Origin of the sequence: Pseudomonas sp. URMO17WK12:I11, from assembly GCF_007677725.1 — a bacterium.
GTDB lineage: Bacteria > Pseudomonadota > Gammaproteobacteria > Pseudomonadales > Pseudomonadaceae > Aquipseudomonas.
This window is the reverse complement of the sequence record NZ_VEDF01000003.1, coordinates 35724-53774: the sequence shown is the minus strand read 5'-3', so window position 1 is coordinate 53774 and position 18051 is coordinate 35724. Positions and strand designations below refer to the sequence as shown.

The following is an 18051-nucleotide window of genomic DNA, read 5'->3' as shown; positions in this document are numbered from 1 at the left end:
CCCCCGACACAGGATCCAGCTGCCATGAGCATCACCCAGTTCAAACACACAGAACGCGCGACCCTTGAGAGCAGCAGCCCAGTCGCGGTGCCGCTGGGCGAGCCGGTGGCGGTGACCTCGGTCACCAGCGTCGAGCGCAGCGATGGGGTCGAGACCGGCATCTGGGAGTGCACCCCCGGGCGCTGGCGGCGGCAGATCGTGCAGCAGGAGTTCTGTCATTTCATCAAGGGTCGCTGCACCTTCACCCCCGATGGCGGCGACCCCTTGACCCTAGAAGCCGGAGACGCATTAATGCTACCGGCCAACAGCGTGGGGACCTGGGACATCCAGGAAACCGTGCGCAAGACTTACGTACTGATTTTCTGATCCGCTGATCGCCTGCCTTCGATAACAACAGACAAAGCAAGGTATCCCGACATGCGCACTTTCCTGTTCGCTCCTTTGATGCTCGCCGCGAGCATCGCCAGCGCCGCCGAGACGGTGAAGATCTACAACTGGTCGAGTTATGTCGCGCCAGACACGCTGAAGCACTTCCAGCAGGCCACCGGCATCGTGCCAACCTACGACGTCTACGACAGCAACGAAACCCTTGACGGCAAGTTGATGACCGGCAACTCAGGCTACGACGTGGTGTTTCCCTCCAACCACTTCATGGCCAGGCAAATCCAGGGCAAGGCGCTCAAGCGCCTGGACAAGTCGCAACTACCCAACTGGCACAACCTCAACCCGGTATTGCTAAAGGCGCTGGAGGTCAACGACCCTGGCAACCAGTATGGTTTCCCGTATCTGTGGGGCAGCACCGGCATCGGCTACAACATCGACAAGGTCAAGGCCGTGCTGGGCAATGACGCACCGTTAGACTCGTGGGACCTGATCTTCAAGCCCGAATACATGAGCAAGCTAAAAAGCTGCGGCGTGGCGGTGCTGGACAACGGTCCCGAGCTGCTGCCGATCGCCCTGCACTACCTCGGCTTGCCTCACCTTAGCCAGAACCCGGCCGACTACGACAAGGCCAAGGCCTTGCTGATGCAGGTGCGACCGTACATCAGTTACTTCCATTCCTCGAAGTACACCGGGGATCTGGCCAATGGCGATATCTGTGTGGTGGTGGGGTTCTCGGGCGATGTGCTACAGGCGAAGAACCGCGCCGATGAGGCCCATAACGGTGTGAAGGTGGGTTATTCGATACCCAAGGAAGGTGCGCCGATGTGGTTCGACATGGTCGCCATGCCCGCCGATGCGCCCGACGAAAAGGCCGGCTATGCGTACATGAATTACCTGCTGCAGCCTGAGGTGATGGCCAACATCAGCAACCACGTGCAGTACGCCAACGGCAATCTCAAGGCCGACGAGCTGGTCGAGCCGGCGCTCAAAGGCAATACGATGATCTACCCCAGCGCAGAGGTGATGGGCAAGCTATATGCCCTCGAGGCAATGCCAGCCAAGATCGACCGCATCCGCACCCGCATCTGGACCAGCATCAAAGCGGGGAACTAGCGGCAAGCTGCAAGAAAAAGCGGACCGGTATGGGGTATCGCGGTTTTTGTACCGGACCGCTCCCATGACGACGGACTGCCTGTGCTTTTACTTGCAGCTTGCAGCTTGGCGCTGGGCAGCCTGCGGCTGCCTCAGTGGTGCTCGCGAGTAGCGCGGAATTTGATGTCCGGCCAGCGCTCTTCCATCAGCGCCAGGTTGACGCGGGTTGGCGCCAGGTAGGTCAGGTGGCCGCCGCCGTCGATGGCCAGGTTTTCCATCGCCTTGTTCTGGAAGTCCTCAAGCTTCTTCTTGTCATCGCAGGCGATCCAGCGCGCTGACCACACGGTGATCGGCTCATAGGCGCATTCGACCTTGTATTCTTCCTTAAGACGGCTGGCCACCACGTCGAACTGCAGGACGCCGACCGCCCCCAGGATGATGTCGTTGCTGCGCTCGGGGAAGAACACCTGGGTTGCGCCCTCTTCGGCCAACTGCTGCAGACCCTGACGCAGCTGCTTGGACTTGAGCGGGTCCTTCAGGCGCACACGGCGGAACAACTCCGGCGCGAAGTGCGGAATGCCCGTGAAGCCCAGCGCCTCGCCTTCGGTGAAGGTATCGCCGATCTGAATGGTGCCGTGGTTGTGCAAACCGATGATGTCGCCGGCGAACGCCTCTTCGAGCTGCTCACGTTCAGAGGAGAAGAAGGTCAACGCATCGCCGATGCGCAAGTCCTTGTTCAGGCGCACGTGGCGCATCTTCATGCCCTTTTCGTACTTGCCCGAGCAGATGCGCATGAAGGCGATGCGGTCGCGGTGCTTGGGGTCCATGTTGGCCTGGATCTTGAACACGAAGCCGGTGAATTTTTCTTCGACCGGCTCCACGGTGCGCTCATGGGCCACTCGGCCCAACGGCCGCGGTGCCCAGTCGACCACCGCATCGAGCACATGATCGACCCCAAAGTTGCCCAGGGCGGTACCGAAGAACACCGGGGTCAGCTGACCGTTGATGAACTCGTCCTGGTTGAACGCGTGGCACGCCCCCTGGACCAGCTCGAGCTGCTCGACAAACGTGTCGTACTGGTCGCCCAGGTGCGCGCGCGCTTCGTCGGAGTCGAGCTTCTGGATGATCTTGGCTTCGGTGCGCTCGTGACCATGGCCTGGGGTGTAGACGACGATGTAGTCGCCGGTCAGGTGATAGACACCCTTGAAGTCGCGGTAGCAGCCGATCGGCCAGGTGATCGGTGCAGCCTTGATCTTCAGTACCGCTTCGATTTCGTCGAGCAGCTCGATCGGGTCACGGATGTCGCGGTCGAGTTTGTTGATGAAGCTGACGATCGGCGTGTCGCGCAGGCGGCACACGTCCATCAGGGCGATGGTCCGTGGCTCTACGCCTTTACCGCCGTCGAGCACCATCAACGCCGAGTCCACTGCGGTCAGGGTGCGGTAGGTGTCTTCGGAGAAGTCTTCGTGACCGGGAGTGTCGAGCAGGTTGATCATGTGCTCGCGGTACGGGAACTGCATCACCGAGGTGGTGATGGAGATGCCGCGCTGCTTCTCCATTTCCATCCAGTCGGAGGTGGCGTGGCGGTCGGACTTGCGCGACTTCACCGTACCGGCGACGGCAATGGCCTTGCCCATCAGCAGCAGCTTCTCGGTGATGGTGGTCTTACCGGCGTCGGGGTGGGAGATGATTGCGAAAGTGCGGCGCTTCGCGACTTCGGCGGCCTGGTTGGTCATGGGAAATCGCCTGACTGGGGGATTAAAAAGGGGCGGTATCATACCTGAAGTTGAGCGCGGGACCAAAATCTCGGGTTGCCGGCGGCTCTCTGATCGCACGCCAGACCAACCACCCTGCGACTAGCTTGCATAGCAGGTAATTAAACGCCTCGAAGCACAAAAGCCGCTGATTTCTCGCGCCAGTAATCCAACTTCATAGTGATTAACGCTGGCCAAACGCCGCCTGAGATGGGAACCTTTAGCCCCTCGGAGACGTCCATTCCCCTGCAAACCGCTTCGGTTGGGGATCGGTTTGATCAGCATTTTCGAGCCCGACGGGGTTCGGCTCATGGTCTGAGTGCAGCCTTCGGTTGCCTCTGGCTGCTTTTCGCGAACACACCACCCGCCGCCCACACGGCCGGCTATGAAGAAGTGTGCTCGCCGACAACACAAGGAGTCCGCCTGTGGCTACACGCTACGGAAAAGGGCTGATGGGATGCGCCACCGTGCTCGTCATCCTGGCCCTGCTGGTCCATTGGATCGGCATCGACACGATCGTGCGCTATCGCGACGATCTTGGTTTCTACCTGCAAGCGCACCTGGTCCTGGTGCTGGCTTCGATGGCGGCGGCATTGGCCGTGGGCATCCCCGCTGGCATTGCCTTGAGTCGACCGCATCGGGTCGACAAAGCCGAACGCTTCATGCAGTTTTTCAACGTTGGCAACACCATTCCCCCCTTGGCCGTTCTGGCCATCGCCCTGAGCATCCTCGGCATCGGTGCCGGGCCTGCGATCTTCGCGCTGTTTCTCGCCTCCTTGCTGCCCATCGTGCGCAATACCTACGAAGGCCTGAAGAATGTCCCCGTCTCGCTCAAGGAAGCTGCCACCGGCATCGGCATGACCCCGCGCCAGCAGCTGTGGCAGGTCGAACTGCCCAATGCCGTGCCGATCATCGTTGGCGGCGTACGGGTGGCCCTGGCTCTGAACGTCGGCACCGCGCCACTGGCCTTCCTGATCGGAGCCAACAGCCTGGGCAGCCTGATCTTCCCCGGCATCGCCCTGAACAACCAGCCGCAGCTACTGCTGGGCGCGGCGTGTACCGCGCTGCTGGCACTGCTGCTCGACGCAGTGGTGAGTTTCTCCAGCAAGCGCTGGCTGGAACGTGGCCTGGCCGGATAACACGAGGGAAACCATGAAAAACACAATCGCCTTGCTCCTGGGCGCGGCCCTGCTGTACGCAGGATTTGCCCAGGCTGCGGATAAACCGCTGATCCGCATCGGCGCGCGGGTGTTCACCGAACAGACCGTGCTGGCCGAAATCACTGCCCAATACCTGCGCGCCAACGGCTTCGAGGTGCGCGTCACCGGGGGCCTGGGTAGCAGCATTGCGCGCCAGGCCCAGGAAACCGGGCAGCTCGACCTGATGTGGGAATACACCGGCGTGTCGCTGGTCTCGTACAACCACATCGACGAGCGCATGCCCAGTGCGGCAGCCACTTATGCCAAGGTCAAGGCGCTGGACGCCAAGAAGGACCTGGTGTGGCTAACGCCGTCGAAATTCAGCAACACCTATGCGCTGGGCCTGCCGCAGCAGGTGGCCGCGGACTACCCGCAGATCACTACCATCAGTGACCTGAGCCGCGTGCTGCGCGCCGAAAGCGACCGCCGGCACCTGATTGCCCTGGACACCGAGTTCGCCAATCGCCCGGATGGCCTGGTCGGCCTCAAGCAGCTGTACGAGCTGCAGGTCGGCCGCGCCAACATCCGCCAGATGGATGCCGGTCTGGTCTATACGGCGATGCACAACAACCAGGTGTTCGCCGGGCTGGTGTACACCACCGACGGGCGCCTGAACGCGTTCAAGCTCAAGCTGCTCGAGGATGACAAGCACTACTTCCCCGACTACACCGCAGCGCCGGTGGTGCGCAAGCAGGTGCTCGACGCCAATCCGCAGCTGGCGAGCCTGCTCAAACCGCTGGCCGAGCAGTTGGACGACGAAACCATGCGCCAGCTCAATGCCAAGGTCGATGTCGAGCACCAGAGCCCTAGCGTGGTGGCCGCTGCCTTCCTGCGCGAGCACCCGATGAACAGCGAGGTACAGCCATGAGCTTGCTCGACACATTCGCCCATCTGGACTGGGCCCAGGTCCTGCAACTGACTGGCCAGCACATCATGCTGGTCGGCATCGCCGTAGGCCTGGCGATCCTCGTTGGCGTGCCGCTGGGCATCCTGATGACTCGCTTCCCCGCCGTGGCCGGCCCACTGCAAGCCAGTGCCACGGTGCTGCTGACCATCCCCTCGATTGCCCTGTTCGGCCTGCTGCTGCCGTTCTATTCCAAGTTCGGCCAAGGCCTGGGGCCGATGCCGGCGATCACCGCCGTGTTCCTCTATTCATTGTTGCCGATCCTGCGCAACACCTACCTGGCCCTGACCAATGTCGAACCTGGCATTCGTGAGGCCGCGCGCGGCATCGGCATGACCTTCGGCCAGCGCTTGCGCATGGTCGAGCTGCCGATCGCGGTGCCGGTCATCCTGGCCGGCGTGCGCACGGCGGTGGTGATGAACATCGGTGTCATGACCATTGCCGCAACCATCGGCGCCGGCGGCCTGGGCGTGCTGATCCTGACCTCCATCAGCCGCAGCGACATGTCGATGCTGCTGGTCGGCGCCGTGCTGGTCAGCCTCTTGGCAATCATCGCCGACCTGCTCCTGCAAACCCTGCAACGTGCCCTGACTCCAGAAGGACTGCGCTCATGATCGAACTTCAGAACCTCAGCAAAACCTTCAACGCCAACGGCAAGCAAGTCACGGCCGTCGACTCGGTCAGCCTCACCGTCAACGAGGGCGAGATCTGCGTTTTCCTCGGCCCCTCCGGCTGCGGCAAGAGCACCACGCTGAAGATGATCAACCGCCTGATCACGCCGACTTCCGGCCGGGTGCTGATCAACGGTGAAGACACCTCTGCACTGGATGAAGTCACCCTGCGCCGCCACATCGGCTACGTGATCCAGCAGATCGGCCTGTTCCCCAACATGACCATCGAGGAAAACATCACCGTGGTCCCACGCCTGCTCGGCTGGGACAAAGACAAATGCCGCGAGCGCGCCCGCGAGCTGATGAACATGATCAAGCTCGAGCCCAAGCAGTACCTGCAGCGCTACCCGCGCGAACTGTCCGGAGGCCAGCAACAGCGAATCGGCGTGATTCGCGCGTTGGCAGCAGACGCGCCGGTACTGTTGATGGACGAGCCGTTCGGGGCGGTCGACCCGATCAACCGCGAGATGATCCAGAACGAGTTCTTCGAGATGCAGCGGGCGTTGAACAAGACCGTGATCATGGTTAGCCATGACATCGACGAGGCGATCAAGCTGGGCGACAAGATCGCCATTTTCCGTGCAGGCAAACTGTTGCAGCTCGACCATCCGGATACCCTGCTGGCGCACCCGGTGGACGATTTCGTCAGCAACTTCGTCGGCCAGGACAGCACCCTCAAGCGCCTGCTGCTGGTGCGCGCCGAAGATGCCGCGGACAATGCCCCGTCGGTGAGCCCGCAGACGCCGGTGGCCGAAGCCCTGGAGCTGCTCGATGAGCACGACCGCCGCTACGTGGTGGTGACTGATGCGCAGAACAAGGCGCTGGGTTACGTGCGTCGCCGTGACATGCACCGCCAGCAAGGCAGCTGCGGCGATTTCCTGCGCCCGTTCAATGCCACCGCCGCGCACGACGAGCATCTGCGCATCCTGTTGTCGCGCATGTATGAGTTCAACCGCGCCTGGTTGCCGGTGCTCGATGCCGAGCAGGTGTTCCTCGGTGAGGTGACCCAGGAGTCGATCGCCGCCTACCTGAGCTCGGGGCGTTCCCGTGGCGCGAAGACCAGCATCGTGTCACCGGCCGAAACCGTGGCGTCGTGAGCAGGCCAGCAGCGATGATGAAATCGCCGATCCGCCCGTCGGTAAAGAAAAATTTATGAGGAAAATTCGGTACGCCCGTACCTGAACGCCGTGGCCATAAATATGAACACCCGTGGCCCGTCTGCGCGTCGCCCCGTCCCAGCCGGAATTGTCCGAGCCCTGCTGGGGCGGGCCCCACCTTGCGTGCGTCCCGCACGTCCATTCCACAATATTTAACGCTTGAATCGGCGCCGGGAACATCAGCCGGTCATGCGAGTCGGTTATTCAAGTGACAGGGCGGCGATCCGCGCCGATCACGCCGGGATTGCCTGTTGATTCTGCGTGCTTGCCGCCCTAAAGTGCGCGCCGAACGTCCATGCTGGAAACGATCCATCCGGCTCAAGTACTGAGTAGGCGAACCAAAGTGGGGATACGGAGGACGTTCAGTTTGCAGCCACTTAATCTTTCAGTTTGCCCATGGAGTCCCTGAGCATGTCGATCCAGGTCGAAGACTATTTCGCACGTGACACCTTCCAGAAAATGAAGGCGTTTGCCGACAAACAGGAAACCCCGTTCGTCCTCATCGATACCCAGATGATCAGCCAGGCCTACGATGACCTGCGTGCAGGCTTCGAATTCGCCAAGGTCTACTACGCCGTCAAGGCCAACCCGGCGGTCGAGATCATCGACCTGCTCAAAGACAAGGGATCGAGCTTCGACATCGCCTCGATCTACGAGCTGGACAAAGTGATGAGCCGCGGCGTGAGCGCCGACCGCATCAGCTACGGCAACACCATCAAGAAGTCCAAGGACATCCGCTACTTCTACGAGAAAGGCGTGCGTCTGTTCGCCACCGACTCGGAAGCCGACCTGCGCAACATCGCCAAGGCCGCGCCGGGCTCGAAGGTGTATGTGCGAATCCTGACCGAGGGTTCGACCACTGCCGACTGGCCCCTGTCGCGCAAATTCGGCTGCCAGACCGACATGGCCATGGACCTGCTGATCCTCGCCCGTGACCTGGGCCTGGTGCCCTACGGCATCTCTTTCCATGTCGGTTCCCAGCAACGCGACATCAGCGTCTGGGACGCCGCCATCGCCAAGGTCAAGGTGATCTTCGAGCGCTTGAAGGAAGAAGACGGCATCGAGTTGAAGCTGATCAACATGGGCGGCGGCTTCCCAGCCAACTACATCACCCGGACCAACAGCCTGGAAACCTACGCTGAAGAAATCATCCGTTTCCTCAAGGAAGATTTCGGCGACGACCTGCCGGAAATCATTCTCGAGCCGGGCCGTTCGCTGATCGCCAACGCCGGCATCCTGGTCAGCGAAGTGGTACTGGTCGCGCGCAAATCGCGCACCGCAGTCGAGCGCTGGATCTACACCGACGTCGGCAAGTTTTCCGGTTTGATCGAAACCATGGACGAAGCCATCAAGTTCCCGATCTGGACCGAGAAGAATGGCGAGGCCGAAGAAGTGGTCATCGCCGGCCCGACCTGCGACAGCGCCGACATCATGTACGAGAACTACAAATACGGCCTGCCACTGAACCTGGCCATCGGCGACCGCCTGTACTGGCTGTCGACCGGCGCCTACACCACCAGCTACAGCGCGGTGGAGTTCAATGGCTTCCCGCCGTTGAAAGCGTACTACCTGTAATGCGAAACGGGGCCGAAAGGCCCCGTTTTGATAATGCGCAACCGTGTCGATCACCCCCGGTACATTGCCGGGCTATCGAAGCGAGCGACGCCGACCTCGCGAATGTCCATCCTGAACTGCAAGACGTTTTTCTTTCCCACCCCTACGTAATGGTCATCCCAGGCAGGCCGGGTAGCACAGCTGAGCATCGCGCGGGCTGGCGCCGCCAAGGTAACGTCATCGTACTGGCCGACCTCAGGGCGCACGATCTTGACGCCGCCGAGGCGCACTCGCCAACTGATCGGGTGAGTGCTTTTGGCATAATAGCCAACCGAGTTGCGAAGGCTCAGGCCCCACAGATCGTAATGCGAATTGGACGAATCGAAGGCAACGGTTCGTACCTGATAGCCCTCCACATCACCTTGATAGTAACCAAACCAGAAGCCTTGCTGCGTCTGAAACCCGGCTGTGTCTGCCCTGACGGTCAGCCACTGATTTCTGCGCTCGGTGGGTGAACCCTCCAGCGAATCCAGCCAGCCCTCATAACCGGGGGTCACACTGGTGAAAGTCGCAATGAAAGACCGTTCCTGAACGTAAGTCATCACTGTACCTCTGCTCGTTAGAGCAAGTGATGGTCCTTTGTAGACACGCCCGGCCGAATCGGGAAGCGCTTCTTGGCTTGAACGCGGCGTCAGACGGGCTGCTTGTCGAGCTCGGCGGCATACTGTTGCGCGAATGCCATTAACGCAGGCCCTGCTCGCTGCAAGGTTGCCAATGCGCTGCGCAGAAAGCCCAGGTTCGCTTGCCCAACTTCTCGTGCCCGGCCAAACCACGCCCCCGCCTCGACCATCTCGCCGCGCTCGGCCAGCACCAGCGCCAGGCTGAACATGCCGCGAAAATCGCCAGCCTCGGCCGAGCGCCGGTACCAGCGCACGGCACGGACGGGGCTCGCCGTGACAGCGATGCCCTGCTCCAGGTAACGGCCATACAGATTCATCGACTTGGCATGGCCCATCTGCGCTGCCTTCTCGTAGCACAACAACGCTTGCGCCTGATTGACTGGCACGCCACGGCCGGTAGCTAGCAGGTTACCGAGGTTGTACAGCCCCCAGTCAAGGCCGGCATCAGCCGCGCGGGCGTAGTGAATGGCCGCTTGGGAAAGGTTCACCGCACCGCCCCAACCATGTTCCAGGCAGCGCCCGAGCATGTTGTGCGCCATGGCATTGCCAGCCTGTGCCGCGATGCCGAACCAACGCCTGGCGACGGTGGCATCCTGCTCGATACCGCGCCCGTCGAGCAAAATCTGGCCCAGCAGCGCTTGCGCCTCGACCACCCCCTGCCCGGCTGCGGCCAGGATCGCCTGGGCTGCCTTGCCCGGGCTCTCATCGAGCATCGCCCGCAAGCGGGCAGCATCCATGATTTCTTCACGACGCAGCTGAAAACTCACTGTTCAGACCTCCGCCCAGCGCCGCAGCAGGTTGTGATAGGTGCCGGTCAACTGCAGCAACGCGGGATGTTCGGGCACATCGGCGCCCAGTTGGCGGATGGCATTGTCCATCTCGAACAGCAGCGTGCGCTGGCTGTCTTCACGCACCAGGCTCTGGGTCCAGAAGAATGCTGCCAGACGGGTACCACGGGTCACCGGGTTGACCTTGTGCAGGCTGGTGCCGGGGTACAGCACCAGATCGCCGGCAGCCAGTTTTACCTGCTGCTCGCCGTAGGTGTCCTGAATCACCAGCTCACCGCCGTCGTAGCTGTCGGGGTCGCTCAGAAACAACGTCGACGACAGGTCGGTACGCACTCGCTCGGCACTGCCTTTGGGTTGACGCAGCGCGTTATCGATATGGAAACCGAAGTTGTCGCCGGCACGGTAACAGTTGATCAGCGGCGGGAAGACCTTGTGCGGCAGCGCCGCCGACATGAACTGCGGGTGCTGCCACAAACGCTCGATCAGCGCGCCGCCAATCTCCTTGGCCAGCGGGTGGCCTTCGGGCAATTGCAGGTTGTGCTTGGCCTTTGCCGACTGGTAACCGGCCGTGGCTTTCCCGTCTGCCCAGTCGGCTTGCGCCAGGGCGTCGCGGATACGGGCCAGCTCGCTTGCGTCGAACAGGCCTGGAATGTGAAGCAGCATGACGGCACACCGTGACGGCTTGAAGAAGCCTCAATGATATTGATTCCCTTTTACGCGGCACAAGCCCTCAGCGCGCCTTAGACGATTCAGCGTGAAGAAAACGTAAAGAGAATTTGTAAAGATTGTAAATTAATAACGAATGGTAACGAGTCTCAATTGTGCCTTACATTTCCTTACATTAACATCCGCGGCCTTCATACCTTGGGGAAGGCCTACCACGATGCGTCATGTACCAACCGCAGTGAGTTCACCACGCTTGATCGTCTCGGCCATCGGCGTCGCCCTCAGCGCATCGGGCGCCTATGCCGCCGATCCGGCCACCAGCAGCGCCATCACGCTCGATGCCACCAGCGTCAACGGCAAGGCCGAACAGGCCAGCACCGACTACAAGGTCGAGCGGGCGGCTTCGCAGAAATACACCGCACCGTTGGTCGACACCCCGCGCTCGGTGACGGTGATCCCACAGCAAGTGATCAAGGATACCAACGCCCTGAGCCTGCAAGATGCCTTGCGCACGGTGCCAGGCATCACCTTCGGCGCTGGCGAAGGCGGCAACCCCCAAGGCGACCGTCCGTTCATTCGTGGCTTCGATGCCCAGGGCGACACCTACCTGGACGGCGTGCGCGACACCGGCGCGCAGACCCGGGAAATCTTTGCCATCGAATCGGTCGAGGTCGCCAAAGGCCCCAACTCGGCGATCGGCGGCCGTGGCGCCGCAGGCGGCACCATCAACCTGGTGAGCAAGCGCGCACATCTGGGCAACTCGCTCGACGGTGCCTGGACCTGGGGCAGCGATCAGACCCAGCGTTACACCTTCGACGGCAACTACCAGTTCAGCGACAGCGTAGCCGGTCGCCTGAACCTGATGACCCACGAAAGCAACGTGGCCGGTCGCGACAAGGTCAACTACGACCGCTGGGGTATCGCCCCGTCCCTGGCCTTCGGCCTGGGTACCGCGACGCGCGTCAACCTCGACTACTACCACCTGGAAAGCGACGACCTGCCGGATTCGGGTATCCCCTACGCCCTTCCGGCTGCTGGCAGCGCCGCACGTACCTCGGCGCACCCGAGCAAGCCCTATGACGGTGGCGACCGCGACAACTTCTATGGCCTGAGCGACCGTGATTTTCGCAAGACGCGGGTCGATATCGCGACCTTTGCCATCGAGCATGACCTGAGTGACACGCTGACCCTGAAGAACACCCTGCGTCACGGCAACAGCATGCAGGACTATATCCTCACCCAACCTGACGACAGCAAGGGCAACGTCAACAACGGCAGTGTCTGGCGCCGTGCCAACACCCGCGTCGGCAACACCGCCACCACGACCAACCAGACCGACTTGTTTGGCGAGTTCTATCTGGGCGGGCTGAAGAACAGTTTCTCCACCGGTATCGAATTCAGCCGCGAAGAAAGCGATCGGTCGTCCTACACCGTGAACACCGACACCACCCCCCGTACGCCGGCTGCCACCACCAACTGCAACCCTGGCCTGATCGGCGCGAACAGCGGCTATAACTGCACTTCGTTGAGCAATCCCAACCCGAACGACCCCTGGAGCGGCAGCATCGCGCGCAACTACGCCGGCACCGAAACCCAGAGCAAGACCCGGGCGATCTACGTATTCGACACCCTCGAACTGAGCCCGCAGTGGCTGCTCAACATGGGCCTGCGCTACGACCACTTCGACACCGACTACAAGACCCACAATGCCGCCGGTACCACCACTGCCAAGGGCGACGACGTCAGTGAGTTCGTCACCGGCCAACTGGGCCTGGTGTGGAAGCCCGCCGAAAACGGCAGCATCTACGTCTCCTATGCCACCTCCGCTATCCCTCCGGGCGCGATGCTGGGCGAAGGCACCGAGAGCAACCCATTGGGCGGCACCCCGGACCGTAACGGCAATCTGTTGGCCAGTGACATGGAGCCGGAAGAAACCACCAACTATGAAATCGGCACCAAATGGGACCTGCTTGACCAGCGCCTGTCCCTGGCCGCCGCGCTGTTCCGCACGGAGAAGGAAAACGCCCGCGTTCAGGTGAACACCAACACTTACGAAAACGTCGGCGAAACCCGGGTGCAGGGTATCGAGCTATCGGCCAGCGGCAAGCTCACCGACAAGTGGCAAGTATTCGCCGGCTACACCTACATGCAAGCGCGGCAGGTCGATGGCGGCCCGCTGGGCAAGGCCAATGACGGCAACCAGTTGCCCAATACGCCGAACAACAGCGCAAGCCTTTGGACCACCTATGCCATCACACCGAAGCTGACCGTCGGCGGCGGCGCCTTCTATGTCGACGATGTGTACGGCAGCGTGGCCAACACCACGATGGTCGACAGCTATGTCCGCTACGATGCGATGGTCGCCTACAAGCTGACCCGGCATGTGGACCTGCAGTTGAACGTGCAGAACCTCACCGACGAGGTGTACTACGACAAGGCCTTCTCGACGCATTTCGCCAACCAGGCGGCCGGCAGGACGGCTTTGCTGACGACCAGCGTGCACTTCTGATCATGCAGCAGCGCTAGCTGCGCAGCAGGGCCCCGTTCAACTGCGAGCGGGGCTTTTGCGTATCCAGGCATAATGCACGCCGCGCCGGCAGTGCCAGCGACACAAGGTAGAAGGTGTGATGAAAAAGACGCTATTCCAATTGCACTGGTTGTTCGGCATCACCGCTGGCCTGGTCCTGGCCGTGATGGGCATCACCGGAGCGCTGTACTCGTTCCAGGAAGAACTGCTGCGTGCATTCAACGCCGATGTGCTCACGGTCGAGGTGCGCGCCGAAGGCGTGCTGCCGCCTGCCGAGCTGGTACGCAGGGTCGAGGCCGCGCAGGGCGATACGGTGTCGATGCTGTGGGTCGATGTGCGCGAGGGCAACGCCGCACGCATCTTCTTCACCCCGCCTCCCGGCGAGCGCCGCGGCGCGTTGCGCTACGCCGATCCCTACACCGGGGCCCTCAAGGGCGAGGCTGCCGGCCAGGGCTTCTTCAACCTGATGCTGAAGTTGCACCGTTTCCTTGCCATGGGCGACACCGGCCGCCAGATCACCGGCGCGTGCACCTTGATGCTGGTGTTCTTCTGCCTTTCCGGGCTGTACCTGCGTTGGCCGCGCAAGCCGTTGAACTGGCGCACCTGGCTGACCCTTGACTGGGCCAAGAAGGGCCGGGCCTTCAACTGGGACTTGCACGCCGTAGCGGGCACCTGGTGCCTGGTCATCTATCTGCTGTTCGCGATCACCGGCCTGTTCTGGTCCTACGAGTGGTACCGCTCAGGGTTGAACACGCTGCTGGCCGATCAATCCGCCGCCGGGCAAGCGCACAAGCGCGGCGAAGGTCGCGCTCGCCAAGGACCGCCAGCGCTCGACAACAACGCGCCAGCGCGCACCGTCGACTACGACGCCATCTGGGCCAACCTCAAGCAGGCTGCAGGCCCTGGGCTTGCCAGCTACAACCTGCGCCTGCCAGCGCTTGGCGGCCAACCGGCCAATCTGTTCTATCTGCTCGAGGATGCCGCCCACCCACGTGCCTTCAACACCCTGGTGCTGGACCCTGCAACCGGACAGATCAAACGTCACGACCGCTACACCGACAAGTCCTTCAAGGCGCAACTGCTGCAGAGCGTGTATGCCTTGCATGTGGGCGAATACTTCGGCCTGCCAGGGCGTATCATCCTCACCGTTGCCAGCTTGAGCATGCCGCTGTTCTTCGTCACCGGCTGGCTGTTGTACCTCGACCGCCGCCGCAAGAAGCGTCAGGTCCGCGCCGCCCGTGGCACTGTCGACAGCCAGCAGGTCAGCCGTGACAGCTGGCTGATCGGCTTCGCCAGCCAGAGCGGCACCGCTGAACAACTGGCCTGGCAGAGCGCCGGGCAGTTGCAGGCGGCCGGCTTGCCAGTTCAGGTGCGTCCCTTGGCCGATGTAGGCGAGCATGACCTGCGCCAGGCACGCCGGGCGCTGTTCGTGGTCAGCACCTTCGGCGACGGCGAAGCGCCCGACAGCGCCCGTGGCTTCGAGCGCAAGGTCCTCGGCCAACCTTGGGCGCTGAACGAGCTCAACTATGCCCTGCTGGCCCTGGGTGATCGTCAGTATCCGCATTTCTGTGGTTTTGCCCGGCGCTTGCAGGCCTGGCTCGGCGAACGTGGTGCCAGCACCGCGTTCAGTGCGGTGGAGGTAGACAACGCCGATCAAGCGGCGCTGCAACGCTGGCAACAGCAATTGGCCCAGTTGACCGGTACCCAACCGATCAGCGCCTGGCAGTCTGCGAGCTTCGGCAACTGGACCTTGGTCCAGCGGCAGCTGCTCAACCCCGGAAGCCTGGGCGGTCCTGTGTACCTGCTTGGTCTGCGCGCCGAGCAGCCGGTCAGCTGGGAAGCCGGTGACCTGGTCGAGGTGCTGCCACTCAACGGCAAGCCGCGCATCGAGGCGTTTCTCAAAGGCATGGCGCTGGACAGCGAGGCTGCGGTGCGCATCGATGACCTGCCGCTAACCCTGGCCCAGGCCCTGGCCGGACGGCAGTTGCCGAGCCGTCGCGAGCACCTGGTCGGATTGCATCCACAAGCCGTGGTGGATGCCCTGGCGCCCATCGGCAGCCGCGAGTATTCGATCGCTTCGATCGCCAGCGACGGCCTGCTGGAGCTGATCGTGCGCCAGGAGCGCCACGCCGATGGGCATCTGGGCCTGGGATCGGGTTGGCTGACTGAATACCTGCCGCTCGATGGCAGCGTCAGCCTGCGGGTGCGGCGCAACAGCAGTTTCCACCTGCCGCAGACCGCTGCACCGATGGTCCTGATCGGCAACGGCACGGGCCTTGCCGGCCTGCGCAGCCTGATCCGCGCCCGGGTCAATGCCGGCGAGCCGCGTAATTGGCTGCTGTTCGGTGAGCGTAATCGCGCCCATGACCTGCTCTGCGCCCAAGAGCTGCAGGGCTGGTTGGACAACGGCGAGCTGGCCCGGCTCGACCTGGCCTTCTCGCGCGATCAGGCCGAGAAGATCTATGTGCAGGACGTACTGCTCCAACAGGCCGAGGCGTTCAAGCGCTGGGTGGCGGATGGCGCATACGTCTATGTCTGCGGCAGCCTGCACGGCATGGCGGCAGGCGTGGACGCGGCGCTCAAAGGCATGCTCGGGGAAGAAACGGTGCAGCGGCTGATCGAAGACGGGCGTTATCGACGGGATGTGTACTGAGTAGCAGCCTCGGCTCTTGCGGGAGCATCCTTGCCGGGGCGCTCCCATGACGAGCCGTTGTTCTTTCAATGCAGCTCGAAGGTATCGGCATCCAGGTTAGCCGGGAACTTGGTGCGATAGGCCGCCAGGTCGGCTGCATTGAGCACGGCCGTGAATACCCCGTCCGCCTCCCCGGCGCTGAGCAAACTCTCGCCTTGGAAGTCCAGCACCTGGCTGTCACCGGAGTAGGCGAAGCCCTTGCCATCGGTACCGACGCGGTTGACCGCCGCGACATAGCACAGGTTCTCGATGCCCCGCGCAGGCAGTAGGCGGTTCCAGTGCTGACGCCGCGCTGCGGGCCAATTGGCGGTGTACAGCAACAGGTCCGTGTCTTGCGCATCGCGGCTCCAGACCGGGAAGCGCAAGTCGTAGCAGATCAGCGCACGCACCCGCCAGCCCTTGACCTCGAACTGCACCTGGCGCTCGCCTGGGGTGTAGTACTTGTGCTCACCGGCCATGCGGAACAGGTGGCGCTTGTCGTAGTGCAGAATCTCGCCATCCGGGCGGGCCCACAGCAAGCGATTGCGATGGCTGCCATCGGCGGCCTGGATGATCACGCTGCCGGTGACCACTGCATCGAGGCGCTTGGCCTGGGCCTTGAGCCATTTGTAGGTCGGGCCGTTTTCAGGTTCGCACAACGTGTGCGACTGCATGGAAAAACCCGTGGTGAACATCTCAGGCAAGATCACCAGGTCAGCGCCGCGCGCCTGCTCCAGCAGCACGTCGAAATGCGCGTAGTTGGCCTCGCGGTCGTGCCAGGCCAGGGTGGTCTGGACCAAAGCGACATTCAGGTTGGGCAGTGCACTCAGATCGCGCATAGTTTCTCCGCTGCCTGACGCAGCGTCTCCTCTCGCTTGGCAAAGCACAAGCGGATCAGCCGTTGCTCAGAAATGGGTTGCTGGTAGAACACCGACACCGGGATGCTCGCCACGCCATGCTCACGGGTGAGCCACAGGGCCATGTCGACGTCGTTCAGATCGGGACGGATCTGCGAATAGTCCACCAGTTGGAAATAGGTTCCAGCGGTAGGGGTGAAACCGAACCGCGAGCGCTCGAGCAAGCCGCAGAACAGGTCGCGCTTGGCTTGATAGAAGGCCGGCAACTGATCGATGTGTTCGGGGTGCTCGGCCATGAAGTCGGCCAAGGCACATTGCAGGGGCGTCACACCGCAGAAGTTGACGTACTGGTGCACCTTGCGCAGCTCTGCAGTCAGGGCTGGCGGCGCGATCACATAGCCGGTCTTCCAGCCGGTGACGTGGTAGGTCTTGCCGAACGAGCTGACCACGAACGCATTGCCGGCCAGCTGCGGGTGGGCCAGCACGCTGGCATGGCGCACGCCATCGTAGACCAGGTGCTCGTAGACTTCGTCGCTCAGCAGGTAGATGTCGCGCTCGGCAATCAGCGCCGCAAGCTGGTCGAGGTCCTCGCCACTGATCAGCGCGCCGCTCGGGTTGTGCGGTGAGTTGAGCACCACCATGCGGGTACGCGGGCTCAAGGCGTCGGTGAATTTCTGCCAGTCGATGCGGAAGTCGCCGTCACTCAGCTGCACATGCACGCAACGACCACCGGCCAGTTCCACCGAAGGTGCGTAGCTGTCGTAACACGGGTCGAAAACGATGACCTCGTCGCCTGGGTGTATCACCGCCTGAATGGCGCAGAAGATCGCCTCGGTGGCACCTGGGGTGATGGTGACCTCATGATCTGCATCGACGTTGACCCCGTACACCCGCGCAACCTTGGCAGCCACCTGCTGGCGCAACGCCGGCAGCCCACTCATGGGCGAATACTGGTTGTGTCCTGCGGCCACGTGCCGGCCGACTGCATCGAGCAGCGCCTGCGGTCCGTTGAAATCTGGGAAACCCTGCGAGAGATTGAGCGCGCCGGTTTGTACGGCGAGCTGCGACATGGTGGTAAAGATGGTCGCGCCGACATTCGGCAGTTTGCTGCGGTTCATGGAGCCCTCTTTCCTGGGGACTGAGGGTT

General features: G+C 62.4%; 15 protein-coding genes. 9 read left to right on the top strand and 6 right to left on the bottom strand.

The genetic code is table 11. The annotated features are described in order from the left end of the window. Positions 1 to 24 precede the first annotated feature (24 nt). Together FS665_RS06485 and FS665_RS06480 are read left to right on the top strand one after the other, a co-directional pair. Entirely contained in the window at positions 25 to 366 is a 342-nt protein-coding gene (locus FS665_RS06485) for a cupin domain-containing protein (protein ID WP_145185135.1), read from the top strand. A 51-nt stretch (positions 367 to 417) separates the two neighbouring features. Next, the gene (locus FS665_RS06480; protein WP_145185133.1) at positions 418 to 1497 is read left to right on the top strand and encodes a polyamine ABC transporter substrate-binding protein; all 1080 of its coding nucleotides are present in this window, start codon (positions 418 to 420) and stop codon (positions 1495 to 1497) included. A 131-nt stretch (positions 1498 to 1628) separates the two neighbouring features. On the opposite strand, the gene FS665_RS06475 is transcribed toward FS665_RS06480, so the two are convergent. Continuing rightward, a complete protein-coding gene (locus FS665_RS06475) occupies positions 1629 to 3212 on the bottom strand; it encodes a peptide chain release factor 3 (RefSeq protein WP_145185132.1) in 1584 nt (527 codons plus the stop codon). 470 nt (positions 3213 to 3682) lie between these two features. Here FS665_RS06475 and FS665_RS06470 point away from each other — a divergent pair, with 470 nt between their 5' ends. From FS665_RS06470 to FS665_RS06450, 5 genes are all read left to right on the top strand, one after another. Further along, on the top strand, positions 3683 to 4369 hold the full coding sequence (locus tag FS665_RS06470; protein ID WP_178108302.1) for an ABC transporter permease: 687 nt from the start codon (positions 3683 to 3685) through the stop codon (positions 4367 to 4369). A gap of 13 nt (positions 4370 to 4382) precedes the next feature. After that, positions 4383 to 5297, top strand: coding sequence for a glycine betaine ABC transporter substrate-binding protein (locus FS665_RS06465; RefSeq protein WP_145185128.1), 915 nt, complete (start codon positions 4383 to 4385; stop codon positions 5295 to 5297). Then, a complete protein-coding gene (locus FS665_RS06460; RefSeq protein WP_145185125.1) occupies positions 5294 to 5947 on the top strand; it encodes an ABC transporter permease in 654 nt (217 codons plus the stop codon). Before FS665_RS06465 ends, FS665_RS06460 begins: the two co-directional genes overlap by 4 nt. Further along, the gene (locus FS665_RS06455; RefSeq protein WP_145185122.1) at positions 5944 to 7101 is read left to right on the top strand and encodes a betaine/proline/choline family ABC transporter ATP-binding protein; all 1158 of its coding nucleotides are present in this window, start codon (positions 5944 to 5946) and stop codon (positions 7099 to 7101) included. The genes FS665_RS06460 and FS665_RS06455 overlap by 4 nt, the downstream gene beginning before the upstream one ends. A gap of 471 nt (positions 7102 to 7572) precedes the next feature. Beyond that, positions 7573 to 8736, top strand: coding sequence for a type III PLP-dependent enzyme (locus FS665_RS06450; protein WP_145185119.1), 1164 nt, complete (start codon positions 7573 to 7575; stop codon positions 8734 to 8736). Positions 8737 to 8786: 50 nt separating this feature from the next. Here the strand turns inward: FS665_RS06450 and FS665_RS06445 are convergent, their stop codons facing one another. From FS665_RS06445 to FS665_RS06435, 3 genes are all read right to left on the bottom strand, one after another. Then, a complete protein-coding gene (locus FS665_RS06445) occupies positions 8787 to 9317 on the bottom strand; it encodes a hypothetical protein (RefSeq protein WP_145185116.1) in 531 nt (176 codons plus the stop codon). Between the two features lie 89 nt (positions 9318 to 9406). Further along, positions 9407 to 10162 (bottom strand): tetratricopeptide repeat protein, encoded by a 756-nt coding sequence (locus tag FS665_RS06440; RefSeq protein ID WP_145185113.1) that lies wholly within the window; start codon positions 10160 to 10162, stop codon positions 9407 to 9409. 3 nt (positions 10163 to 10165) lie between these two features. After that, positions 10166 to 10846 carry a Fe2+-dependent dioxygenase gene (locus tag FS665_RS06435; RefSeq protein ID WP_145185110.1) on the bottom strand — a complete coding sequence of 227 codons (681 nt, stop codon included), beginning with the start codon at positions 10844 to 10846 and terminating at the stop codon, positions 10166 to 10168. Between the two features lie 220 nt (positions 10847 to 11066). Between FS665_RS06435 and FS665_RS06430 the strand changes: the two genes are divergently transcribed. After that, entirely contained in the window at positions 11067 to 13358 is a 2292-nt protein-coding gene (locus FS665_RS06430; RefSeq protein ID WP_145185107.1) for a TonB-dependent siderophore receptor, read from the top strand. A 115-nt stretch (positions 13359 to 13473) separates the two neighbouring features. Further along, positions 13474 to 16029: a sulfite reductase flavoprotein subunit alpha gene (locus FS665_RS06425; protein ID WP_145185104.1), complete on the top strand. Its 2556-nt coding sequence runs from the start codon at positions 13474 to 13476 to the stop codon at positions 16027 to 16029. A gap of 65 nt (positions 16030 to 16094) precedes the next feature. Here the strand turns inward: FS665_RS06425 and FS665_RS06420 are convergent, their stop codons facing one another. Both FS665_RS06420 and FS665_RS06415 read right to left on the bottom strand, forming a co-directional pair. Continuing rightward, on the bottom strand, positions 16095 to 16886 hold the full coding sequence (locus tag FS665_RS06420) for an amidohydrolase (RefSeq protein WP_145185101.1): 792 nt from the start codon (positions 16884 to 16886) through the stop codon (positions 16095 to 16097). Further along, complete coding sequence (locus FS665_RS06415) at positions 16874 to 18022, bottom strand: pyridoxal phosphate-dependent aminotransferase (RefSeq protein WP_145185099.1); 1149 nt, start codon at positions 18020 to 18022, stop codon at positions 16874 to 16876. The genes FS665_RS06420 and FS665_RS06415 overlap by 13 nt, the downstream gene beginning before the upstream one ends. Positions 18023 to 18051: the final 29 nt, after the last annotated feature.

Bases quoted from the DNA above. Each gene is read 5' to 3' on its own strand.
- FS665_RS06485 (WP_145185135.1), top strand. From the start codon at position 25: ATGAGCATCACCCAGTTCAAACACACAGAACGCGCGACCCTTGAGAGC.
- FS665_RS06480 (WP_145185133.1), top strand. From the start codon at position 418: ATGCGCACTTTCCTGTTCGCTCCTTTGATGCTCGCCGCGAGCATCGCC.
- FS665_RS06475 (WP_145185132.1), bottom strand. From the start codon at position 3,212: ATGACCAACCAGGCCGCCGAAGTCGCGAAGCGCCGCACTTTCGCAATC.
- FS665_RS06470 (WP_178108302.1), top strand. From the start codon at position 3,683: ATGGGATGCGCCACCGTGCTCGTCATCCTGGCCCTGCTGGTCCATTGG.
- FS665_RS06465 (WP_145185128.1), top strand. From the start codon at position 4,383: ATGAAAAACACAATCGCCTTGCTCCTGGGCGCGGCCCTGCTGTACGCA.
- FS665_RS06460 (WP_145185125.1), top strand. From the start codon at position 5,294: ATGAGCTTGCTCGACACATTCGCCCATCTGGACTGGGCCCAGGTCCTG.
- FS665_RS06455 (WP_145185122.1), top strand. From the start codon at position 5,944: ATGATCGAACTTCAGAACCTCAGCAAAACCTTCAACGCCAACGGCAAG.
- FS665_RS06450 (WP_145185119.1), top strand. From the start codon at position 7,573: ATGTCGATCCAGGTCGAAGACTATTTCGCACGTGACACCTTCCAGAAA.
- FS665_RS06445 (WP_145185116.1), bottom strand. From the start codon at position 9,317: ATGACTTACGTTCAGGAACGGTCTTTCATTGCGACTTTCACCAGTGTG.
- FS665_RS06435 (WP_145185110.1), bottom strand. From the start codon at position 10,846: ATGCTGCTTCACATTCCAGGCCTGTTCGACGCAAGCGAGCTGGCCCGT.
- FS665_RS06430 (WP_145185107.1), top strand. From the start codon at position 11,067: ATGCGTCATGTACCAACCGCAGTGAGTTCACCACGCTTGATCGTCTCG.
- FS665_RS06420 (WP_145185101.1), bottom strand. From the start codon at position 16,886: ATGCGCGATCTGAGTGCACTGCCCAACCTGAATGTCGCTTTGGTCCAG.
- FS665_RS06415 (WP_145185099.1), bottom strand. From the start codon at position 18,022: ATGAACCGCAGCAAACTGCCGAATGTCGGCGCGACCATCTTTACCACC.